The sequence below is a fragment of the Halomarina pelagica genome (assembly GCF_024228315.1).
Lineage (GTDB): Archaea > Halobacteriota > Halobacteria > Halobacteriales > Haloarculaceae > Halomarina > Halomarina pelagica.
Genome location: NZ_CP100454.1, coordinates 1,229,097 through 1,244,703 on the forward strand (window position 1 = coordinate 1,229,097; position 15,607 = coordinate 1,244,703).

Genomic DNA, 15,607 nt, shown 5'->3' on the forward strand with positions numbered 1-15,607 from the left:
GGCGACCCGGCGACCGAGGCCGACCCCCACCGTCAAGCGGCGGACGTGATGTAGTTCAGATGATGCGAACGGCAAAAATCGTTATCCGTTGCTTCTCCTAACGTCAGGGTAATGAGTTCCGACAAATCGCGCCGAACGCCGGGGCGCGCCTCTCGATCGTCGCGCTCGCCGTCACGCGGAGGCGGAGGCGGAGGCGGAGACGGGGGCGGAGACGGAGGCGGCGGCGGAAGAGGCGGAGGCGACGACGAGTCGATCCTGGAGGACATCGGCGGTATCACCGTCATCGTGGTCGCCATCGCGGTGCTCCTCATCGCCATCGCCGCCATCGGGTTCTGGGTCATCCCGTCGTTCTTCGGCGACGGCGGGGACAACGCGACCAACGCCACGAACGTCACCAACAACACCACGAACGTCACCAACAACACCACGAACGTCACCAACAACACCACGAACCGTACGGCGACCGACGCGCCGGCGACCACCGAACCGACGGAGGAGCCGACCGAGGAGCCGACGGGGACGCCGACGGCGACGCCGGAGCCCACGCCGACGGAGACGCCCGAACCGACACCTGAACCCACGCCCGAGCCGACCCCCGAGCCCACGCCCGAGCCGACGCCCACGCCGACGCCCGAACCCACCCCCGAACCGACGCCGGAACCGACCCCCACGCCGACGGAGACGCCGTCGGGGAACGGGACGAACAGTACGGGCGGAACGAACGGTACCGGTGGGACGAACGGTACCGACGGAACCAACACCACCGGCGGGGCGAACAGCGTCAGTGGGACAAACGCCATCGGCGGGACGACCAGCGCCGGTGAGACGGCCCGTACCAGCAGGGCGAACGGTTCCGGCGAAGCGAACGGGAGTAGCGGGGCCAGCGGCCCCGGTGAACCGAACGGTTCCAGCGGGACGGACGGTCCCGGTGGAACGAACGGCAGCGGCGGGAGCAATAGCACCGACGGGAGCAATAGCACCGGCGGAGCGAGCGATTCCGGCCGAACGAACGACACCAGTGGAACGAACAGTTCCGGCGTCGAGAACGGCACGACGGCGTGATCGCCGCCGTCAGTCGTCGCCCGCGGCCTCGGCCTCGACATCGACGGTCGGCGCGCCGTCGAAGCCCTCCGTGAGATCCGCGTCGCGCCACGTTCCCCGCAGGAACCAGAGGTAGGCGACGACGCCGCCCGCCACGTTGGAGACGGCGAAGGACACCCAGAGGCCGAACTCGCCGAGCGCGTCGGCCGCGACCCACGCCATCGGGAGCCGGATCACGCCGAGCATGACGATGGCGACGGCGGCCGCGATGAGCGTCTTCCCGGCCCCCCGGAACCCGCCGCTGTAGGAGCGCATGACGCCGATGAAGCCGAACGTCGGCGCGGTGATGCGGAGGAAGTCGGTCGCCACTGCGACGACGGCCGGGTTGTCGGTGAACACCGCCGCGATGGGGGCCGCGGCGAGGAAGATGGCGAGCCCGAGGGCCGTGAGCGTCACGAGCATCACCTTCGCGCCGTAGTGGTTCGTCCGCTCGGCGCGGTCGAGGTTCCGCGCGCCGATGTTCTGGCCGGTCATCGTCTCGACGCCCTGCGAGAAGGCGATGGCGGGGAGGAAGATCACCGAGAAGACCCGCGTGCCGATGCCGAAGGCGGCGACGGTCGTCGTCGGGAACGCGGCGATGATGAACAGCATGAGGTTCACCGAGAGCGCGCGGCCGGTCCCCTCGACGCTCGCGGGTAGCCCGATGTCGAGCAGCCGCCGGGCGTACCGCCGCTCGGGCAGGAGTTGCCCGAGACGGATCCGCACGCCACGCTCCCCCCGGAACATGATGCCGATTCCGACGGCGAACGCCAGCGCGCGGCTGAAGACCGTCGCGATGGCGGCCCCCTCGATCCCCGCCCCCGCGAAGCCGGTCCGGGCGAGGAGGGTCGCCTCGAGGCCGCGCGCGCCCAGGTAGCCGAACAGCGGGTTGTCGTCGAAGCCGAAGATGAAGATCGGATCGAGCGCGATGTTGAGCACGACCGACCCGAACATGACGAGCATGGGGGTGACGGTGTCGCCGTAGCCCCGCATCAGCGAGACGAACACGGCGAAACCGAAGACGAACAGCAGGCCCAGCGAGTACACCTGCATGTAACCGGTCGCCAGCGGGACGACCTCGGGTGCCGCCCCGAGGATCCGGAGGAAATCGTCGACCGCGACGTACCCGAGCGCGCCAAGCAGCAGGGAGACGACGACGGTGAACCCGACGGTCTGGGAGGCGGCGTACTCGGCCCGCCGCGGCTCCTCCGCGCCGGTGTACTGGGCGACGAGGACGCTCCCGGCCACCGACAGCCCGAGCGCGAGCGCGATGAGTAGAAAGACCATCGGGAAGGCGAACGTGATCGCCGCCAGCGCCTCGGTGCTGTACTGGCCGAGCCAGAACGTGTCCGCGAGGTTGTACGCCGTCTGCAGGAGGTTCGTGATGACGATGGGGACCGAGAGGTAGAGCAGCGGCTTCGCGATGCTCCCGGAGGTGAGGTCGAGTTCCTCCCGGTCCTTGAACAGCGACCCGAGTCGATCGCGGACGCTCACTCCGCGACGACCTCCCGTCCGTTCCCGTCGGCGAGCAGCGACGACTCGACGTACTGCCACAGCATGCGCCGCGTTCCGTCGAGGGGGTACTCGACGGCGACGTAGCGGCTCCGCGCGCCGTTGAGGACGGTCACGAGGAACTCGGCGGTGCAATCGGGATCGACGTCCGCCGCGAAGTGGCCCGACTCGACGCCCTCCCGCAGCACCCCCTCGATGCGGTCGTGCATGAGGCGGTCGAACTTCGTGAGCTTCTCGCGGAACGTCTCGTCGTACGGTCCCTGCGCCTTGATCTCGAGGATCGCCGTCTGGAACTGCTGGTGGGTGTTCTCGTCTCTCGGGGTGAGGAGGTAGTCGAGCAGCGCCGTCAGCTCCTCGATCGGGTCCTCGCCCGTCGGCTCCGCGATCCGCTCGGCGAAGGAGTCGTACAGGTAATCGAGGAAGGCACAGAGCAGGTCGTGCTTGCTGTCGTAGTAGTAGTGCAGCGTCGCCTTGCTCTTCGTCGACTCGTCCGCGATGTCCTGCATCCGCAGGGACGCGTAGCCGTGCTTGCAGAGCGCGCGGTAGGTCGCGCCCATGATCTCGTCTATCGTCTCGTCGGTCATGGTGGAGGGGGGCCGGTCGATCGACCGGCCGGTTCGATACCCTAACTGACTGGCCGGTCAGTTAAATACGTTCGGTTCGCGATAGGTGCGCCCCCCGTTGCTCCGCCGCACGGCCGCCCGGTACGCTCCCGGAGGACGGTCGGCGGTGGCGGTGGCCGCGATCGCGGTGATAGGGATTGCGGTGGCCACGAGTGCGGTGGCGGTGGTCGCGGTGGCGGCGGAAGGGGCGACCTACGGGAGTCGGTCGCGCGCGGCCTCGAAGCGGTCCCCGAAGGAGACGCCCTCGCGGTCGAGCAGCGTCGCGGCGGGGCGTTCGTCCTCGCCGTCGACCTGCACGCGCGCGAGTTCGACGACGCCCTCCCACGCGCCGACGCCGAGTGCCCCGCCGTCCCGGTAGAGCAACTCGCCGGGCGCGCAGAACACCCGCTCGTCGGACGGGGGGTCCGCCGCCCAGAGCGTCACCCGCCGGCCGTGCAGGTACGAGAACGCGCCGGCGTGGGGGCGACTCAGCCCCCGGATCCAGTCGTGGACCTCGCCCGGCGAGCGGGTCCAGTCGACGAGTCCGTGTCGCGGGTCGCGCTTCGGCCACCAGGTCGCCTCGTCCTCGTCCTGCGGCGTTCGCGGCACCTCGCCGCGTTCGAAGGCCGGGTAGTGCGCCCGGATCGACGCCCGGGCGGCCTCGACGACCTTCTCGCGGAGCGCGGCCGCGTCGTCCGTCGGTTCGATCTCGATGGACCGCTGGCCGACGAGGTCGCCCGCGGTGGGGTCCTCCGCGAGGTGGAACAGCGAGAGCGCCGTCTCCTCCAGCCCCTTGATGAGACTCCACGCGACGGGGTCGTGACCCCGACCGCGCGGGAGCGGGGCCGGGTGCACACCGAGCGCGGCGACGGACGCCAGTTCGAGTATCGTCTCGTCGACCAGGCGCGACCACCCCACGGCGAACAGCAACTCGGGGTCGCACCCGTCGATGCGCGACCTCGGTTCCGGCGCGTCGACGCTCACCTCGTAGAGCGGGACGTCGTGGCGGTCGGCGAACGACGGGAGGTCGACCGCGGCGTCGGCGGACGGCCGGGTGAACACCCCTCGAACGTCCGCCCCGAGGTCGATCAGTTCGTCGAGGCAGGCGAGGCCGACCTCGTCGTTCGTGAGGAAGACTACGCGCATGCTCGGGACGGTGACTGCGGTTCGATCTCGACCGGGCCCGCCCGGACGGTGATCGCGGTCATCCGTTCCCCGTTAGGGAGGCGGTACCATAGTTAGCGACGGGTTTTCACCCGCACCGGAACCGAGCGGACGCTCCGCGTGCGAGGGTCGGTGGTCTCTCACGCCGCTCGGATCGCCGGACGGTAGTGTCCGTCCGTCGTGAGCGAAACGGGATGTGCCTGCGGACGCAAATCCCAGCGGAGACTCAGAGAGAGATGGTGGTCGGACTACTGATCGTCGGACTGTTCGTGGCCGCGTTCGTCGGATACAACATCGGCGGTTCCTCGACGGGGGTCGCCTTCGGTCCGGCGGTGGGAAGTCGGATCGTGGGTACGGTCGGCGCGGCGGCCCTGTTCACCGGCTTCGCGTTCTGGGGGGGCTGGACCGTCGGCCGGAACGTCGTCGAGACGATGAGCGAGGGGATCGTGCCGGCGAGCCAGTTCACCCTCGAAGCGAGCATCGCCGTGCTGTTCTTCGCCGGGTTCGCGCTGCTGATCTCGAACCTGTTCGGCGTCCCCGCCTCGACGTCGATGACCGCCGTCGGCGCGATCGTCGGTCTCGGGGTCGCGACCGACACGCTCGACGAAGCCGAGATGTTCGTCATCGTCTCGGCGTGGATCGTCGCCCCCCTCACGGCCTTCTGGCTCGGCGTGATCGTCGGACGGTACCTCTACCCGCACCTCGACGCTCGCTTCTCGTTCGGCCGCATCGAGAGCGGCCTGCTCAGGCTCGACCGATCGGGGACCGTGCCCCGCCCGGCGCTCGGCGAGGACGTGACCGGGCGTAACGTCGTCGGCGCGGCGCTCGTCCTCGCCATCTCCTGCTACATGGCGTTCTCGGCGGGGGCGTCGAACGTGGCGAACGCCGTCGCGCCGCTCGTGGGCAACGGGGCCATCACGATCGACGAGGGGATCGTCCTCGCGATCGCCGCCATCGGACTCGGCGCGTTCACCATCGCCCGCCGGACGCTCGCGACGATCGGGGAGGGGATCACCGACCTGCCGATCCTGGCGGCGCTCGTCGTCTCGGTCATCGGCGCGACCATCATCACGGTGCTCTCGCGGCTGGGCATCCCGGCGAGCCTCGCCGTCAGCACCACCTCGTGCATCATCGGACTCGGCTGGGGGCGCGCGAGTCGGGCCGTGACGGTTGCCGAGGTCGCGACCAGCGCGGTGCAGGGCGGGGACGGCCCCGACCTCTCGGCGGGCGCGCTCGTTGCCGACGCCGAGGGGGAGGTGCCGCCTGGACCCACCGTCGGCGACATCGCCACCGGCGAGGCGGACCCCGAACCGCCAATCGAGCGCGAGGAGGCCCCGTCGAGCGTCCCCCCGATCGGCGAGGAGGACGCCGGCGAACTCGCCGGCGAGGACCTGTTCGACCCGGCCGCGACGGCCCGCATCGTCGTGCTCTGGATCCTCTCGCCGACCCTCTCCGCGGTCGGCTCCTACCTCCTGTTCGAGTTCGTGCTGCGGACGGGGGCGTGACCCCCGGCGTCGGGGGATCGTCCCGACTGCGTGATAAAACGTTTAGCGCGGCGAAGCCGTGACGTCGGTCATGGGTGAGCACATCCTCGTTCCGACCGACGGGTCGCCGGAGGCCGAGCGCGCGTTCGAGTACGCGCTGACCCTCCCGCACGACGAACTCACCCTCATCACGGTGATCAACCCGTTCGACGTCGACCCGATCAAGCCCGGCTACCAGTCGCCGCTCGGGAAGGCGGGGATGCCCGCCTTCTCCCAGGAGTGGTACGAGAACGTGCGCGACGACGCGAAGGGGATGCACGAGGAACTCCGCGAGCGGGCCGACGACCCGGACGCGGTCGGGAGCGTCGTCAGGTTCGGCCAGCCGACCCGGGGGATACTGAGATACGTCGACGAGGCCGACGTGGATCACGTCGTACTCGCGAGCCGGGGCAAGCGCGACCTCTCGAAGCTGTTGCTCGGTAGCGTCGCGGAGACGGTCGTCCGTCGGTCGCCCGTCCCCGTGACCGTCGTCCGGTGACCGTCCGTCCGGTGACCGTCGTCCGCGTCGGCGAGCGCTACTCCTCGAGGAGGGAGTCCACGAGTCGCGCGAACCGGCTGACCATCCGCTCGGGGAGCGACGGGGACAGGTCGGTGAGCAGGCGCGCCGTCGCCTCCGGCCGGGCGACGACGAGCGTGACCCGACGGCCGTCCCGGACCTTGTCTACGATTTCGCGCTCCGTGAGACGGTCGAGGTGCCACTCCAGCGTACTCCGGGCGATGTCGACCGCGTCCGCGACCGCGTCGGGCGACGCGGGACCGGCCTCGAGCAGGAAGACGACGACGTCCCGGGCCGTCTCGCGGCGCAGGAGGGCGAGCGCGCCGCGCTCCCACGGCCCGTACGCCGGCGGGTAGTAGTGCGTCTGACCGTAGAGGCGCGCCTCGACGACCGCCCCCTGACCGAGCAACCGTCTGAGGTGGTACTGGACCTGTCCCGGCGCGAGGTCGAGGTTCCGGACGACGGCGTTGAAGTGGACGCCCGGGTTGGTCCGCACGTGGTCCCGGATACGGGTTCGCTGGCGTGTCATGGATCGTGATCGAACTGTCGAGCGACCGTCCGCGCGTAGTAGACCGCGCCGACGACGAGGGCGACCATCAGCGCGTCGAGCGCGTGCTCGACGAGGTGGTGGTCCGTCGTCGAGACGTGGCCGGTGATCGAGAGCCCCGCGACGACCGACCGCGCGAGCAGCGCGGCGAGCGCGAGGGCGACGAGCAGGTACGACCGCGACTGCCGCCTGCGGAACGCCGCGACGCCGAGGCCGAGCAGCGCCGCCGAACCGAGGGCCGCGAGCGTGAGCACCGCCGCGAAGGCGAGGGCCGCGTCCGCCGACGGATCGGCGTGCATCCACACCTGCGATCTCATCGGTGCACCTCGACGCTCGAACCGTACATGCGCGTCGGTTCGCCGGGGCGGCCGCGATCGGGCCGACCGCCGGCGGTCCGGTCGCGACCCGTCGACCGCGGCCGACGGCCTATCGGCGGCAACCGACGACGGTCACCTCGTCCGTGCCCGAGTAGCCGTGTTCGCCGCCCGCGCGCTCCGTCCAGCGGAGTTCGGCCGCGTCGTCGGCCGCGTCGAACCCGGCCTCGTCCGCGCGGAAGAACAGGAGGAGGCTCTCGCGACCGTCGCCGTCGAGGTCGACGGGGCGGCCCGCCCGGACCGGGCGCGCGCCGCCGCCGTCCGCGAGGACGTCGGGCGCGCCGAACCGGTAGTGCTCGGGGCGCGTCGTCGGGTCGAAGACGACGCGCTCACCGTCCCGCTCGAACGTCGTGCGACGGACGGCGACCGGGACGAGGCCGCGTCCGCGCGCGGGGACGACGTTCCGGTCGCTCCCCGGGCGAACGTCGATAGCGAGTCGGTCCGGGAAGTGGGCGGCGGCGACCCCGCTCAGCGCCGGAACCGCGGCCGTCGCGGCGAGCGCCCCGGCCCCGACGCCGAGCAGTCGCCGTCGGGTCAGCTCCGCACGTGATTCGCGCCTTTCGGGCTCGGACATGTGCTCGGTAGTGCCGACGGCTCGACGATGGGCGTTCTGGTCCGATCGTCGAACGGCGGCGGCCACCGGTACGGCGCGCTCAGAACGGACCGAGGGCGGCGACCTGCTCGGAGAGCAGCAGGAAGCCGACGCCGACGCCGAGCGCGCCGGCCGCGAGGCGGAGGACGGAGGCGAACGCCGTGTCGAGCGTCCGGTCCCAGAGGACGGAGACGACGCCCATCGTGAGGACGGAGAGCGCCGAGAACGCGAGGAGGAAGGCGAGCGCCGTTTCGACCGTCGGCGCGGTCGACGCGAGGACGATCACGAGCGCGCCGCTCCCGGCCAGTCCGTGGAGGACGCCGACGAGGAACGAGTCGCCGTGGAGGTGGCGGTGGGACAGCCCGAACGACGCGCCCCCGACCCGGAGGTGGGCGTGGACCGCGCGCAACCCGTGGGAGTGCCGGTAAGCGTCGAGCACGCCGAGCGCGCCGAGGAGCATCCGCCCGCCGAGGGCGACCAGGACGACGCCGACGACGACCTCGAAGACGCCGGCGACGGCGTGGGGCACCCGGAGGCCGAGCCAGGCGAACGCCAGCCCGACGGCGAGGATCGGCAGGGCGTGGCCGACGCCCCACGAGACGCCGACCGCGCCCGGGGTCCGTTCGGTGCCCTCGTCGCGGACGAGCGTCGCGACGGCGGCGAGGTGGTCGGTTTCGAGCGCGTGACGGACGCCGAGGACGCTCCCCGCGGCGAGCGCGGCCCCGATCGACGTGGCGACGGACATGCGTGTTCCTCTCCGTGGGTCGGCGTTTCAACCTACCGAAGGACCGGCGGCGCTCGACGGTCGAGCGAGTCGTTACTGATCGAAAGGCCGCCCCGCGGTCCCGGGGGCCGGTCCCGCGCGGCCGAGCCGCGGATCGAGAGCGTGCGGCTACGTTCCGAGGGTACCGCGCGGGGCGGGGCGACTGCACACGAAATCGAATCGTCCGGCGTGCGAACCGTTACCCATGGTCTCCTCTCCACCGGACGTTCTCCACCGAGGAGTATCTAATGATAAGCGTTACGGATCCGGCGTCTTGGGCCGGGAGAACGCGCCGACCCGGCGGGGCGCTCGTCGAATCGGCTGCCGGGTCGGACCGGCCGCGGAGCGCGAGCGCCGATCACCGGGAGCGTCCGCGCGCCGCCGCGCCGTCGACGGTTCCCTGCGACCGGAGCTTGTGTCCCGCGGTGCGAACCACCGTGTACCCCTGCACGAGGGAGAACGCGAGCCAGAGGAGGTACCCGCCGGGTGCGCTGCCGACGACGGTGACGCTCGCGTGGAACGCGACGGTGTCGAAGGTCGCCGCGATAGTCCGATCGACCAGCAGGACCGAGAAGTAGCCGAAGAAGGCCGCCGCCCACCACATGGCGACGACGCGCGGCCAGCCCGGCCGGACGGGTTCGGGGAGGCGCGTCACGTTGATCACCTGCGTCAGGACGATGTACGGCCACATCATCAGCCCCGACATGGCCCCGCCGACGACGAGGAGGCTGAACGGGTCCTCGACGGGGACCGGCAGGACGAGGATGAGGACGCCCCAGCCCGCGAAGACGGTCAGCAGGACCCAGAAGATCCGCGGGAGGCTCCAGCCGGCGGTCCGGCCGTAGCTCTCGTAGACGATGTCGGCGCTGTTCCGGACGAAGGACTCGACGATGGCGAACTCCGTGGTGAAGAGCGCGAGGAAGAGCACGACGTAGATGAGCGCCCGCCCGAGGCCGCCCACGGCGGGGGCGATCTGGAGGAGCCACATGTCGACGCCGCTCGCGTCCGTCCCCGCCGCGAACGCGCGCGCGACGGCCATGAGCGCCGTCGCGCCGACGAGCAACCCGAGCACGAACGTCAGGAGGTGTTCGAGCCGGGCGACGCGCCACCACTCGCGCCAGCGAGCGACGTTCGTGCGCGTCGGCCGGAAGAAGAACCCGTCGCGCTGGACGGGTTCGGGGTCGTCGCCGATGAGCGGGTTCTTCACGCGACCCTGGTACCGACCCATTCCGTACCCCTTCTCGCGAACCCAGAGGCTCTGAGAGAGGTTGAGGTACCCGCCCGCGCCCGCGTACGCGAGCCCGCCGAGGAAGACCGCGATGTCGCGATCCGGCGGGAGCGTACCGACGCCGACGGCGGCGGTCGGGATCGCGGCGAGTTCGTCTGTCGGGGCGACCACGACGAACAGCAGCAGCGCGAACGCGATGGCGAGCGCGACGAGGACGATCTGGAACCGCTCGACGACGTTGTACACGAGCGGCGTGAGCTGGTACGTCAGCCAGATGAACGCCATAAGCAGGACGCCGAGGGTTCGCCACCCGACGAGGGTGACGCCGACCCCGGGGAGCCGGTAGTGGCCGAGGGCGAGCCCGGCGGCACCGATCTTCGCCGCGCTCGCGGCCCACCCGGGCCAGCCGAGGCTGACGAACCCGGCGACGAGGAAGAACCACGGCCAGTACGGGTGGACGCGGTCGTACGCGCGGAAGATACTCTCGCCCGTCGCGAGCGTCCAGCGCTGGATCTCGGTGTTGACGACGAACTGGGTCAGCACGCCGACGAAGAACGCCCAGTAGAGCGCCCACCCGTGCTGGGCGACGAGCAGCGGCCAGAACAGCGTCTCGCCGCTGCCGAGCGACGCGCCGAGCATGATGGCGCTCGGCCCGACGACGTGACTCACCTCGGGGACCTTCGGGAGGTCGAGGAGGCGAAAGCGGCCGCCGGTCCCCCGATCCGGGTACTCGTCGCCGTCGGGGGCGGTCTCCAGGTTGTCGTAGGCGACGGGAACGTACACCGAACCGCGGTACTCCGATCCGGCGTCGGAGGCGTAGACGTCCGACGCCGCGATCCCGCCACCCCCGTCGCTACGGTCGGTCCCGTCCGGGGTCGTCCCGTCGGCATCGTCCGCGTCGCTCCTGTCGCCCGCGTCGCTCTCCTCGCTCTCCTCGCTCTCCTCGGTCGATCGGTTCGGTGGGTTCGAGGTCATCTATCGACCTCGGCGTTCGAGCGCGCCGCCGACCGACCTCGAGCGGCGCGGCGGACGAGGGCGACGCGACCGATGCGCCGTCGGGGGGAGCGTCGACGGGAGGTACTCACACACATCGGCTATCGTGCGCGTGGATCCGCGCGTTACGTACCGTCGCGGAGGCGGTGCGGTTATATCTACCTAACCGGGGCTAGCCGCCCAGGAAGTGCCAGATGTGCCCCCGTTCCTTCGGCGGGTCGACGCCGGGGAGGTCCTTGAGGGCGGGCTGGATCGCGTTCCACCACCCCTCCGCCGTCTCGTACCCGGCGGGGTTCTCGGGGAACACGTCGCGGAGGAAGTCCGACTTCTTCGCGCTCGGGTGTTCTCTCAGGTACTCGTAGGCGGTTCGGAGGGCTCTGCGCCGGTCGGCGAGGGTCTCGCCGGTGCCGGGGAGGTCGACCTCGCTGGTGACCTCCCGCGGCGCGCCCGCGGCGCGCGACTCCCCGGTCGCGTCGCCGGAGCGCTCCATCGGGATCCACCACACGCGCCCCCGCGCGCCGATCTTCCGCGTCGCCAGGAGGTCGCGCTCGACTAGGTCGTTGAGTTTGTTGTGCGCCGTCCGGCGCGAACAGTCGAGCGCCTCCATGACATCCGTCGCGGTCAGGGGGCGCGCGAGATCGTCGCGCCCCTCGAAGACCTCCAGGGCGGCCCGAGCGGGGATCCGGTCTGCGTACTGGCCGGACTCGTTTCTCTCCCGCTCGTCCGACGGTCGACTCGCCATGCCACATCCCACTACACACGACTGCATAAGCCTTTGCACACGACTGTATCCCGGTGCACACGACTGCAGAGGGTGCGAGCGGGCGCGTGCGTATCCGTCGACGAGGGAGACGAGAGGCGGAGGGCTTTCGAAGAAATCGGCGGACGAAGCGGCCACATTCGTGTGTACAGGTAACGGCAGACGTTCCGATCGTCGGCGGAACGAATCGTGCTCCCCCGCCGGCTCCTGTGAACCGCCCCTGGGATCCGGGGCTCCACAACGGAACGTCGGCCCGTCGGACCGCCCATCCGCGTCGCGACGGATCGACGACGCAGTACGCCGTTTTCCCGACAAACCTATCGAACTGACGACGACAATCGGTAAGTATAAAACCGTACAGATTCGATGCCAGATTCATGCCAGTCGTGATCGAGAACCGTGGCTGTGCGACGGTCGGTTTCGAGGTGGAGTTCGGTGGCTAGCGCGGTCGAAATCGCGATGGCGGTCCTGCCGCTCGCCGTCATCGCGTATCTGATGGTCGGTCGGTACTGGCCCGCCACGCGGGCGATGCCCGTCGCGTGGTTCGTCGCGGTGGTCGTCGGCTTCGTCGGCTGGGAGATGACGCCGACGTGGATCGCCGCCGCGACGATAAACGGCTTCATCACCGCGGCGAACATCCTCTGGATCGTCTTCGGGGCGATCCTCCTGCTGTACACGCTGAAACAGACCGGGGCGTTCGACGCGATCAACGCCGGGTTCACCTCCATCAGCGAGGATCGCCGCGTGCAGGTCGTGCTGCTCGTCTTCCTGATGGGATCGTTCATCGAGGCCGCCGCCGGGTTCGGTACGCCCGCGGCGGTCGTCGGTCCCCTGCTCGTCGGGCTCGGCTTCCCGCCGCTCGCGGCGGTCGTCGTCGCGCTCACGGGGAACCTGATGGCGATCACGTTCGGGGCGGTCGGCACGCCGCTCATCATCGGCCTCCAGGACGTCTTCGAGACGGCGGGCGTCGAGACGCCCCCGGGGATGGGGGTCGAGCCGTGGATCGCCGAGATCGGCACGTGGGCGGCCACGTTCCACGTCGTCGTGGGGGTCTTCCTCCCGTTCATCGGCGTGGCGATGATGACGCGCTTCTTCGGCGAGGAGCGCTCGATCCGGCCCGCCCTCGAGGTGCTCCCGCTCGCGCTGTTCGCGTGGGCGTCGTTCGCCGTCCCCTACTGGCTCACGGCGTACCTCATCGGTCCGGTCTTCCCCGGCCTCATCGGCGCGATGGTCGGCATGGCCGTCACCGTCGGCGCGCTCAAGGCGGGGTTCTTCCACCCCGACGAGGAGTGGGACTTCGCCCCTCAGAGCGCCTGGCCCGACCACTGGGTGGGCGACATCGAACCCGGCGAGACCGGCGACCGCGACGGCGCGATCGCCGCGGACGGCGGGTTCGTCACCGGCTCGCCCCGACAGTCGGGGTCGATGCCGCTCTGGAAGGCGTGGACGCCCTACGCGCTGCTCGCCCTCCTCCTGGTGATCACGCGCGTCGTCCCCCCGGTGACGGCGTTCCTGACGAGCACGCTCGTCCTCGGCTGGGAGGACATCCTCGGGACGGGGCTCGCCAACGACTTCGCGCTGCTCTATCTCCCGGGCGCGGTGTTCGTGTTCGTCCACCTCGTGACGATCCCGCTCCACGGGATGAGCGGCCGGGAGGTCGGGGACGCGTGGGTCGAGACGGGGGAGAAGGTCGCGCCGGCCGTCCTCGCCCTGCTGTTCGCGGTGGCGACGGTCCAGATCATGATCCAGTCCGGCGAGGCGGCGAGCACGGAGAGCATGCTCCGGGTGCTCTCGAACACCACCGCGAACGCCGCGGGCGGCATCTACCCGCTGTTCGCCCCCTTCGTGGGCGCGTTCGGGGCGTTCCTCGCCGGCTCGAACACGGTCAGCGACATCCTGTTCGGGACGTTCCAGTACAACGTCGCCCAGAGCCTCGGCGTCTCGCGGACGATCGTCGTCGCGGCGCAGGCGGTCGGCGGTGCCATCGGGAACCTCATCGCCGTGCACAACGTCGTCGCCGCGCTCGCCGTGGTCGGCCTGGTCGGTGAGGAAGGACGCGTCATCCGCTACGAACTCATCCCGCTCGCCTACTACGGGGTGACGACGGGCCTGTTGACGCTGCTGTTCGTCTACGTCCTCTTCCCGGGGACGTTCTGATCGGCGTCGGTTCGACCCCCCGACGGGATCCGTCCGTCAACGCATCGCGTCGAGGTCGTACCACTTGTCCGAGACGACCCACCCCTGATCGCCCGTCGTCAACTTGATGCGGTAGTCGGATAGCTGGAGGAACTCGATGTCCGGACCGTCGGCGTCGCGTTGTTCGGTGCTCATTGTTTCGTTCTCGTGGTGCCAGCCGCCGGATCGCTAGCGATCACCGGTTGGCCGTCGGTCCCCTTTGTTACGTCTCGGTTATCCGTATCGTCGCCAGCCGCGCTCGGATGGGCGCGAGCGTACGACCCTCGAACGGACCCCTCGGGCGGAGGCGGACCAGGATAGCGTTTTCCGACCCGTGCCGCCCGCTATCGTCGGTGAACGGACGGTTATGAGAGCGTTAACGTGTACCGAGGCGGCGCGCGAGGCCCACCGGGTGACCGGGGCGGGAGGACCGTCGGGCAGGTCGACGCCGGTTTCGTTCACTCGGGACGGAGTAGTACGAACTGATCATAATACTACAACACAGAATGTCACGACAGCAACAAACTTATTACAGTGTCTTTCCGGTTGGGGCATATGTCCGACGTGAGCACCGATGTCGTCGAAGCGATCTCGGCCGAACTGGCGATCGATCCCCTCCGTCTTCCACCGCTCTACGAGTCGATCGATCCGGACGCGATCGACTCGCTCGCTCGGGACGGGGTCTTCATCGAGTTCACCCACGCCGGGTGCGACGTTCGGATCGTCGACGGGATCGTCTCGGCCACCGCACGGATCCCCGAACGCGGCGAACGCGAGCCGTCGCTGTCCGACTGCTGACTGTGCGGGGCCACTGGCCCGAGCGGCGGCACCGTGAGCACAGGCGACCGTCTATCCGAACGTGTCAGACGGTATGAAGGCGTGTTCCTCAGTTCGGGGCAACGAGTCGTCCGGCGGGAACGGACGGCAGAATCACGCGCGATAGTGACTGCTACATTACATTATTGATCCCATGAATAGTTTCGTTTCGTGTAAATGGTACCATACGGTAGCGTAACTCACCGAATAACTCCCTCTCGCGGTCCGTCTCACCGCTCTCCTCGTTCGACGCCCGATCGTCTCGACGGCCTCGCCCGTCCGGTTATCTCCGATCGTTGCAGTAGTTAAAGCAAGAATATTCGTCCGAGTCGAGCGCGACGGTTCGTTTCGCTGCCCTTAGCGGCAACTCCTCGAGCGTAAGCCGCAGAAAACGGCGACAGGGCGCTCGGGAGGGGCCGACTAACAATGGTACTACCAGAAGAACGGTCAGTCGCCAATGACGCTCTTCGAGTTGACGGGCTTCCAGCGGGACCTGCTCTACGTCATCGCAGGTGAGGGCCGCCCGTCCGGCCAGCAGATCAAAGAACGAATCGAAGCCGACACCGGCAACGAAGTCACGCACGGTCGTCTCTACCCGAACCTCGACACGCTCGTAAACAACGACTACGTCGAGAAGGGCCAGATCGACCGCCGAACGAACTACTACACGCTCTCGGATAAGGGACGTGACGCTCTCGACTCCCGTCGGCAGTGGGAGAACTCCTATCTCCCGGACGAACGGTAACCGGCGGCGATCGGACGGCGCGTCGGCCGGAGGTCGTTCGACGAGCGCCGCTTCGATCCGGTGACGGCCGCCGCCGTCGCGACCGCCGCGCGGACCGGGAAGCGGCCACGAGAGACGTCTGCGTCGTCCGGGCTGCCCATCGAATCCGACCCGCTGGACTCGAACGGCCCCGTCAACGCGACGTCGTTCGACGTCGCTCTCCCCGATTCCTGAGCG

Annotated in this window: 15 protein-coding genes and 2 pseudogenes; 6 read left to right on the forward strand and 11 right to left on the reverse strand. The window is 69.7% G+C overall.

Going from position 1 to position 15,607, the window contains the following annotated elements; all coding sequences use genetic code 11:
* Positions 1-111: 111 nt before the first annotated feature.
* On the forward strand, positions 112-1,062 hold the full coding sequence (locus NKI68_RS06465; RefSeq protein WP_254545890.1) for a hypothetical protein: 951 nt from the start codon (positions 112-114) through the stop codon (positions 1,060-1,062).
* A 9-nt stretch (positions 1,063-1,071) separates the two neighbouring features.
* Here the strand turns inward: NKI68_RS06465 and NKI68_RS06470 are convergent, their stop codons facing one another.
* The 3 genes from NKI68_RS06470 to NKI68_RS06480 all read right to left on the reverse strand — a co-directional run bounded on the left by NKI68_RS06470 (position 1,072) and on the right by NKI68_RS06480 (position 4,340).
* Positions 1,072-2,574, reverse strand: a complete 1,503-nt coding sequence (locus tag NKI68_RS06470) for an MATE family efflux transporter (protein ID WP_254545891.1) — start codon at positions 2,572-2,574, stop codon at positions 1,072-1,074.
* Positions 2,571-3,176, reverse strand: coding sequence for a TetR/AcrR family transcriptional regulator (locus NKI68_RS06475; protein ID WP_254545892.1), 606 nt, complete (start codon positions 3,174-3,176; stop codon positions 2,571-2,573). Before NKI68_RS06475 ends, NKI68_RS06470 begins: the two co-directional genes overlap by 4 nt.
* 231 nt (positions 3,177-3,407) lie before the next feature.
* Positions 3,408-4,340, reverse strand: a complete 933-nt coding sequence (locus tag NKI68_RS06480) for a methionyl-tRNA formyltransferase (protein WP_254545893.1) — start codon at positions 4,338-4,340, stop codon at positions 3,408-3,410.
* Positions 4,341-4,594: 254 nt separating this feature from the next.
* On the opposite strand from NKI68_RS06480, the gene NKI68_RS06485 reads away from it, so the two are divergent.
* Complete coding sequence (locus NKI68_RS06485; protein WP_254545894.1) at positions 4,595-5,863, forward strand: inorganic phosphate transporter; 1,269 nt, start codon at positions 4,595-4,597, stop codon at positions 5,861-5,863.
* A 42-nt stretch (positions 5,864-5,905) separates the two neighbouring features.
* On the opposite strand, the pseudogene NKI68_RS23920 reads toward NKI68_RS06485, so the two are convergent.
* Positions 5,906-5,986 (reverse strand): annotated as a pseudogene (locus NKI68_RS23920) (hypothetical protein); the annotation flags it as partial.
* Here NKI68_RS23920 and NKI68_RS06490 point away from each other — a divergent pair.
* Positions 5,952-6,380: pseudogene (locus NKI68_RS06490) on the forward strand (universal stress protein); the annotation flags it as partial. The pseudogenes NKI68_RS23920 and NKI68_RS06490 overlap by 35 nt on opposite strands.
* A gap of 37 nt (positions 6,381-6,417) precedes the next feature.
* On the opposite strand, the gene NKI68_RS06495 reads toward NKI68_RS06490, so the two are convergent.
* The 6 genes from NKI68_RS06495 to NKI68_RS06520 form a co-directional block, all read right to left on the reverse strand.
* A complete protein-coding gene (locus NKI68_RS06495) occupies positions 6,418-6,927 on the reverse strand; it encodes a winged helix-turn-helix transcriptional regulator (RefSeq protein ID WP_254545896.1) in 510 nt (169 codons plus the stop codon).
* Positions 6,924-7,262: a DUF7471 family protein gene (locus NKI68_RS06500; protein WP_254545897.1), complete on the reverse strand. Its 339-nt coding sequence runs from the start codon at positions 7,260-7,262 to the stop codon at positions 6,924-6,926. The genes NKI68_RS06495 and NKI68_RS06500 overlap by 4 nt, the downstream gene beginning before the upstream one ends.
* Before the next feature lie 109 nt (positions 7,263-7,371).
* On the reverse strand, positions 7,372-7,893 hold the full coding sequence (locus NKI68_RS06505; protein WP_254545898.1) for a hypothetical protein: 522 nt from the start codon (positions 7,891-7,893) through the stop codon (positions 7,372-7,374).
* Positions 7,894-7,972: 79 nt separating this feature from the next.
* On the reverse strand, positions 7,973-8,656 hold the full coding sequence (locus NKI68_RS06510) for a hypothetical protein (protein ID WP_254545899.1): 684 nt from the start codon (positions 8,654-8,656) through the stop codon (positions 7,973-7,975).
* Between the two features lie 376 nt (positions 8,657-9,032).
* On the reverse strand, positions 9,033-10,877 hold the full coding sequence (locus NKI68_RS06515) for an Nramp family divalent metal transporter (protein WP_254545900.1): 1,845 nt from the start codon (positions 10,875-10,877) through the stop codon (positions 9,033-9,035).
* Positions 10,878-11,067: 190 nt separating this feature from the next.
* Positions 11,068-11,637, reverse strand: coding sequence for an ArsR family transcriptional regulator (locus NKI68_RS06520; protein ID WP_254545901.1), 570 nt, complete (start codon positions 11,635-11,637; stop codon positions 11,068-11,070).
* 477 nt (positions 11,638-12,114) lie between these two features.
* Between NKI68_RS06520 and NKI68_RS06525 the strand changes: the two genes are divergently transcribed.
* The gene (locus tag NKI68_RS06525) at positions 12,115-13,812 is read left to right on the forward strand and encodes an L-lactate permease (protein WP_254546492.1); all 1,698 of its coding nucleotides are present in this window, start codon (positions 12,115-12,117) and stop codon (positions 13,810-13,812) included.
* Positions 13,813-13,848: 36 nt separating this feature from the next.
* Here NKI68_RS06525 and NKI68_RS06530 read toward each other — a convergent pair whose 3' ends face one another.
* A complete protein-coding gene (locus NKI68_RS06530) occupies positions 13,849-13,986 on the reverse strand; it encodes a hypothetical protein (protein ID WP_254545902.1) in 138 nt (45 codons plus the stop codon).
* A gap of 399 nt (positions 13,987-14,385) precedes the next feature.
* Between NKI68_RS06530 and NKI68_RS06535 the strand changes: the two genes are divergently transcribed.
* Positions 14,386-14,628, forward strand: coding sequence for a HalOD1 output domain-containing protein (locus NKI68_RS06535; protein WP_254545903.1), 243 nt, complete (start codon positions 14,386-14,388; stop codon positions 14,626-14,628).
* 475 nt (positions 14,629-15,103) lie between these two features.
* On the forward strand, positions 15,104-15,391 hold the full coding sequence (locus tag NKI68_RS06540) for a PadR family transcriptional regulator (RefSeq protein ID WP_254545904.1): 288 nt from the start codon (positions 15,104-15,106) through the stop codon (positions 15,389-15,391).
* Positions 15,392-15,607: the final 216 nt, after the last annotated feature.

What these genes read in the sequence shown, in the direction of transcription:
- NKI68_RS06480 (WP_254545893.1), bottom strand. Translation starts at nt 4,340, where the DNA reads ATGCGCGTAGTCTTCCTCACGAACGACGAGGTCGGCCTCGCCTGCCTC.
- NKI68_RS06540 (WP_254545904.1), top strand. Translation starts at nt 15,104, where the DNA reads ATGACGCTCTTCGAGTTGACGGGCTTCCAGCGGGACCTGCTCTACGTC.
- NKI68_RS06520 (WP_254545901.1), bottom strand. Translation starts at nt 11,637, where the DNA reads ATGGCGAGTCGACCGTCGGACGAGCGGGAGAGAAACGAGTCCGGCCAG.
- NKI68_RS06505 (WP_254545898.1), bottom strand. Translation starts at nt 7,893, where the DNA reads ATGTCCGAGCCCGAAAGGCGCGAATCACGTGCGGAGCTGACCCGACGG.
- NKI68_RS06510 (WP_254545899.1), bottom strand. Translation starts at nt 8,656, where the DNA reads ATGTCCGTCGCCACGTCGATCGGGGCCGCGCTCGCCGCGGGGAGCGTC.
- NKI68_RS06465 (WP_254545890.1), top strand. Translation starts at nt 112, where the DNA reads ATGAGTTCCGACAAATCGCGCCGAACGCCGGGGCGCGCCTCTCGATCG.
- NKI68_RS06525 (WP_254546492.1), top strand. Translation starts at nt 12,115, where the DNA reads ATGGCGGTCCTGCCGCTCGCCGTCATCGCGTATCTGATGGTCGGTCGG.
- NKI68_RS06535 (WP_254545903.1), top strand. Translation starts at nt 14,386, where the DNA reads ATGTCCGACGTGAGCACCGATGTCGTCGAAGCGATCTCGGCCGAACTG.
- NKI68_RS06485 (WP_254545894.1), top strand. Translation starts at nt 4,595, where the DNA reads ATGGTGGTCGGACTACTGATCGTCGGACTGTTCGTGGCCGCGTTCGTC.
- NKI68_RS06515 (WP_254545900.1), bottom strand. Translation starts at nt 10,877, where the DNA reads ATGACCTCGAACCCACCGAACCGATCGACCGAGGAGAGCGAGGAGAGC.
- NKI68_RS06500 (WP_254545897.1), bottom strand. Translation starts at nt 7,262, where the DNA reads ATGAGATCGCAGGTGTGGATGCACGCCGATCCGTCGGCGGACGCGGCC.
- NKI68_RS06495 (WP_254545896.1), bottom strand. Translation starts at nt 6,927, where the DNA reads ATGACACGCCAGCGAACCCGTATCCGGGACCACGTGCGGACCAACCCG.
- NKI68_RS06475 (WP_254545892.1), bottom strand. Translation starts at nt 3,176, where the DNA reads ATGACCGACGAGACGATAGACGAGATCATGGGCGCGACCTACCGCGCG.
- NKI68_RS06530 (WP_254545902.1), bottom strand. Translation starts at nt 13,986, where the DNA reads ATGAGCACCGAACAACGCGACGCCGACGGTCCGGACATCGAGTTCCTC.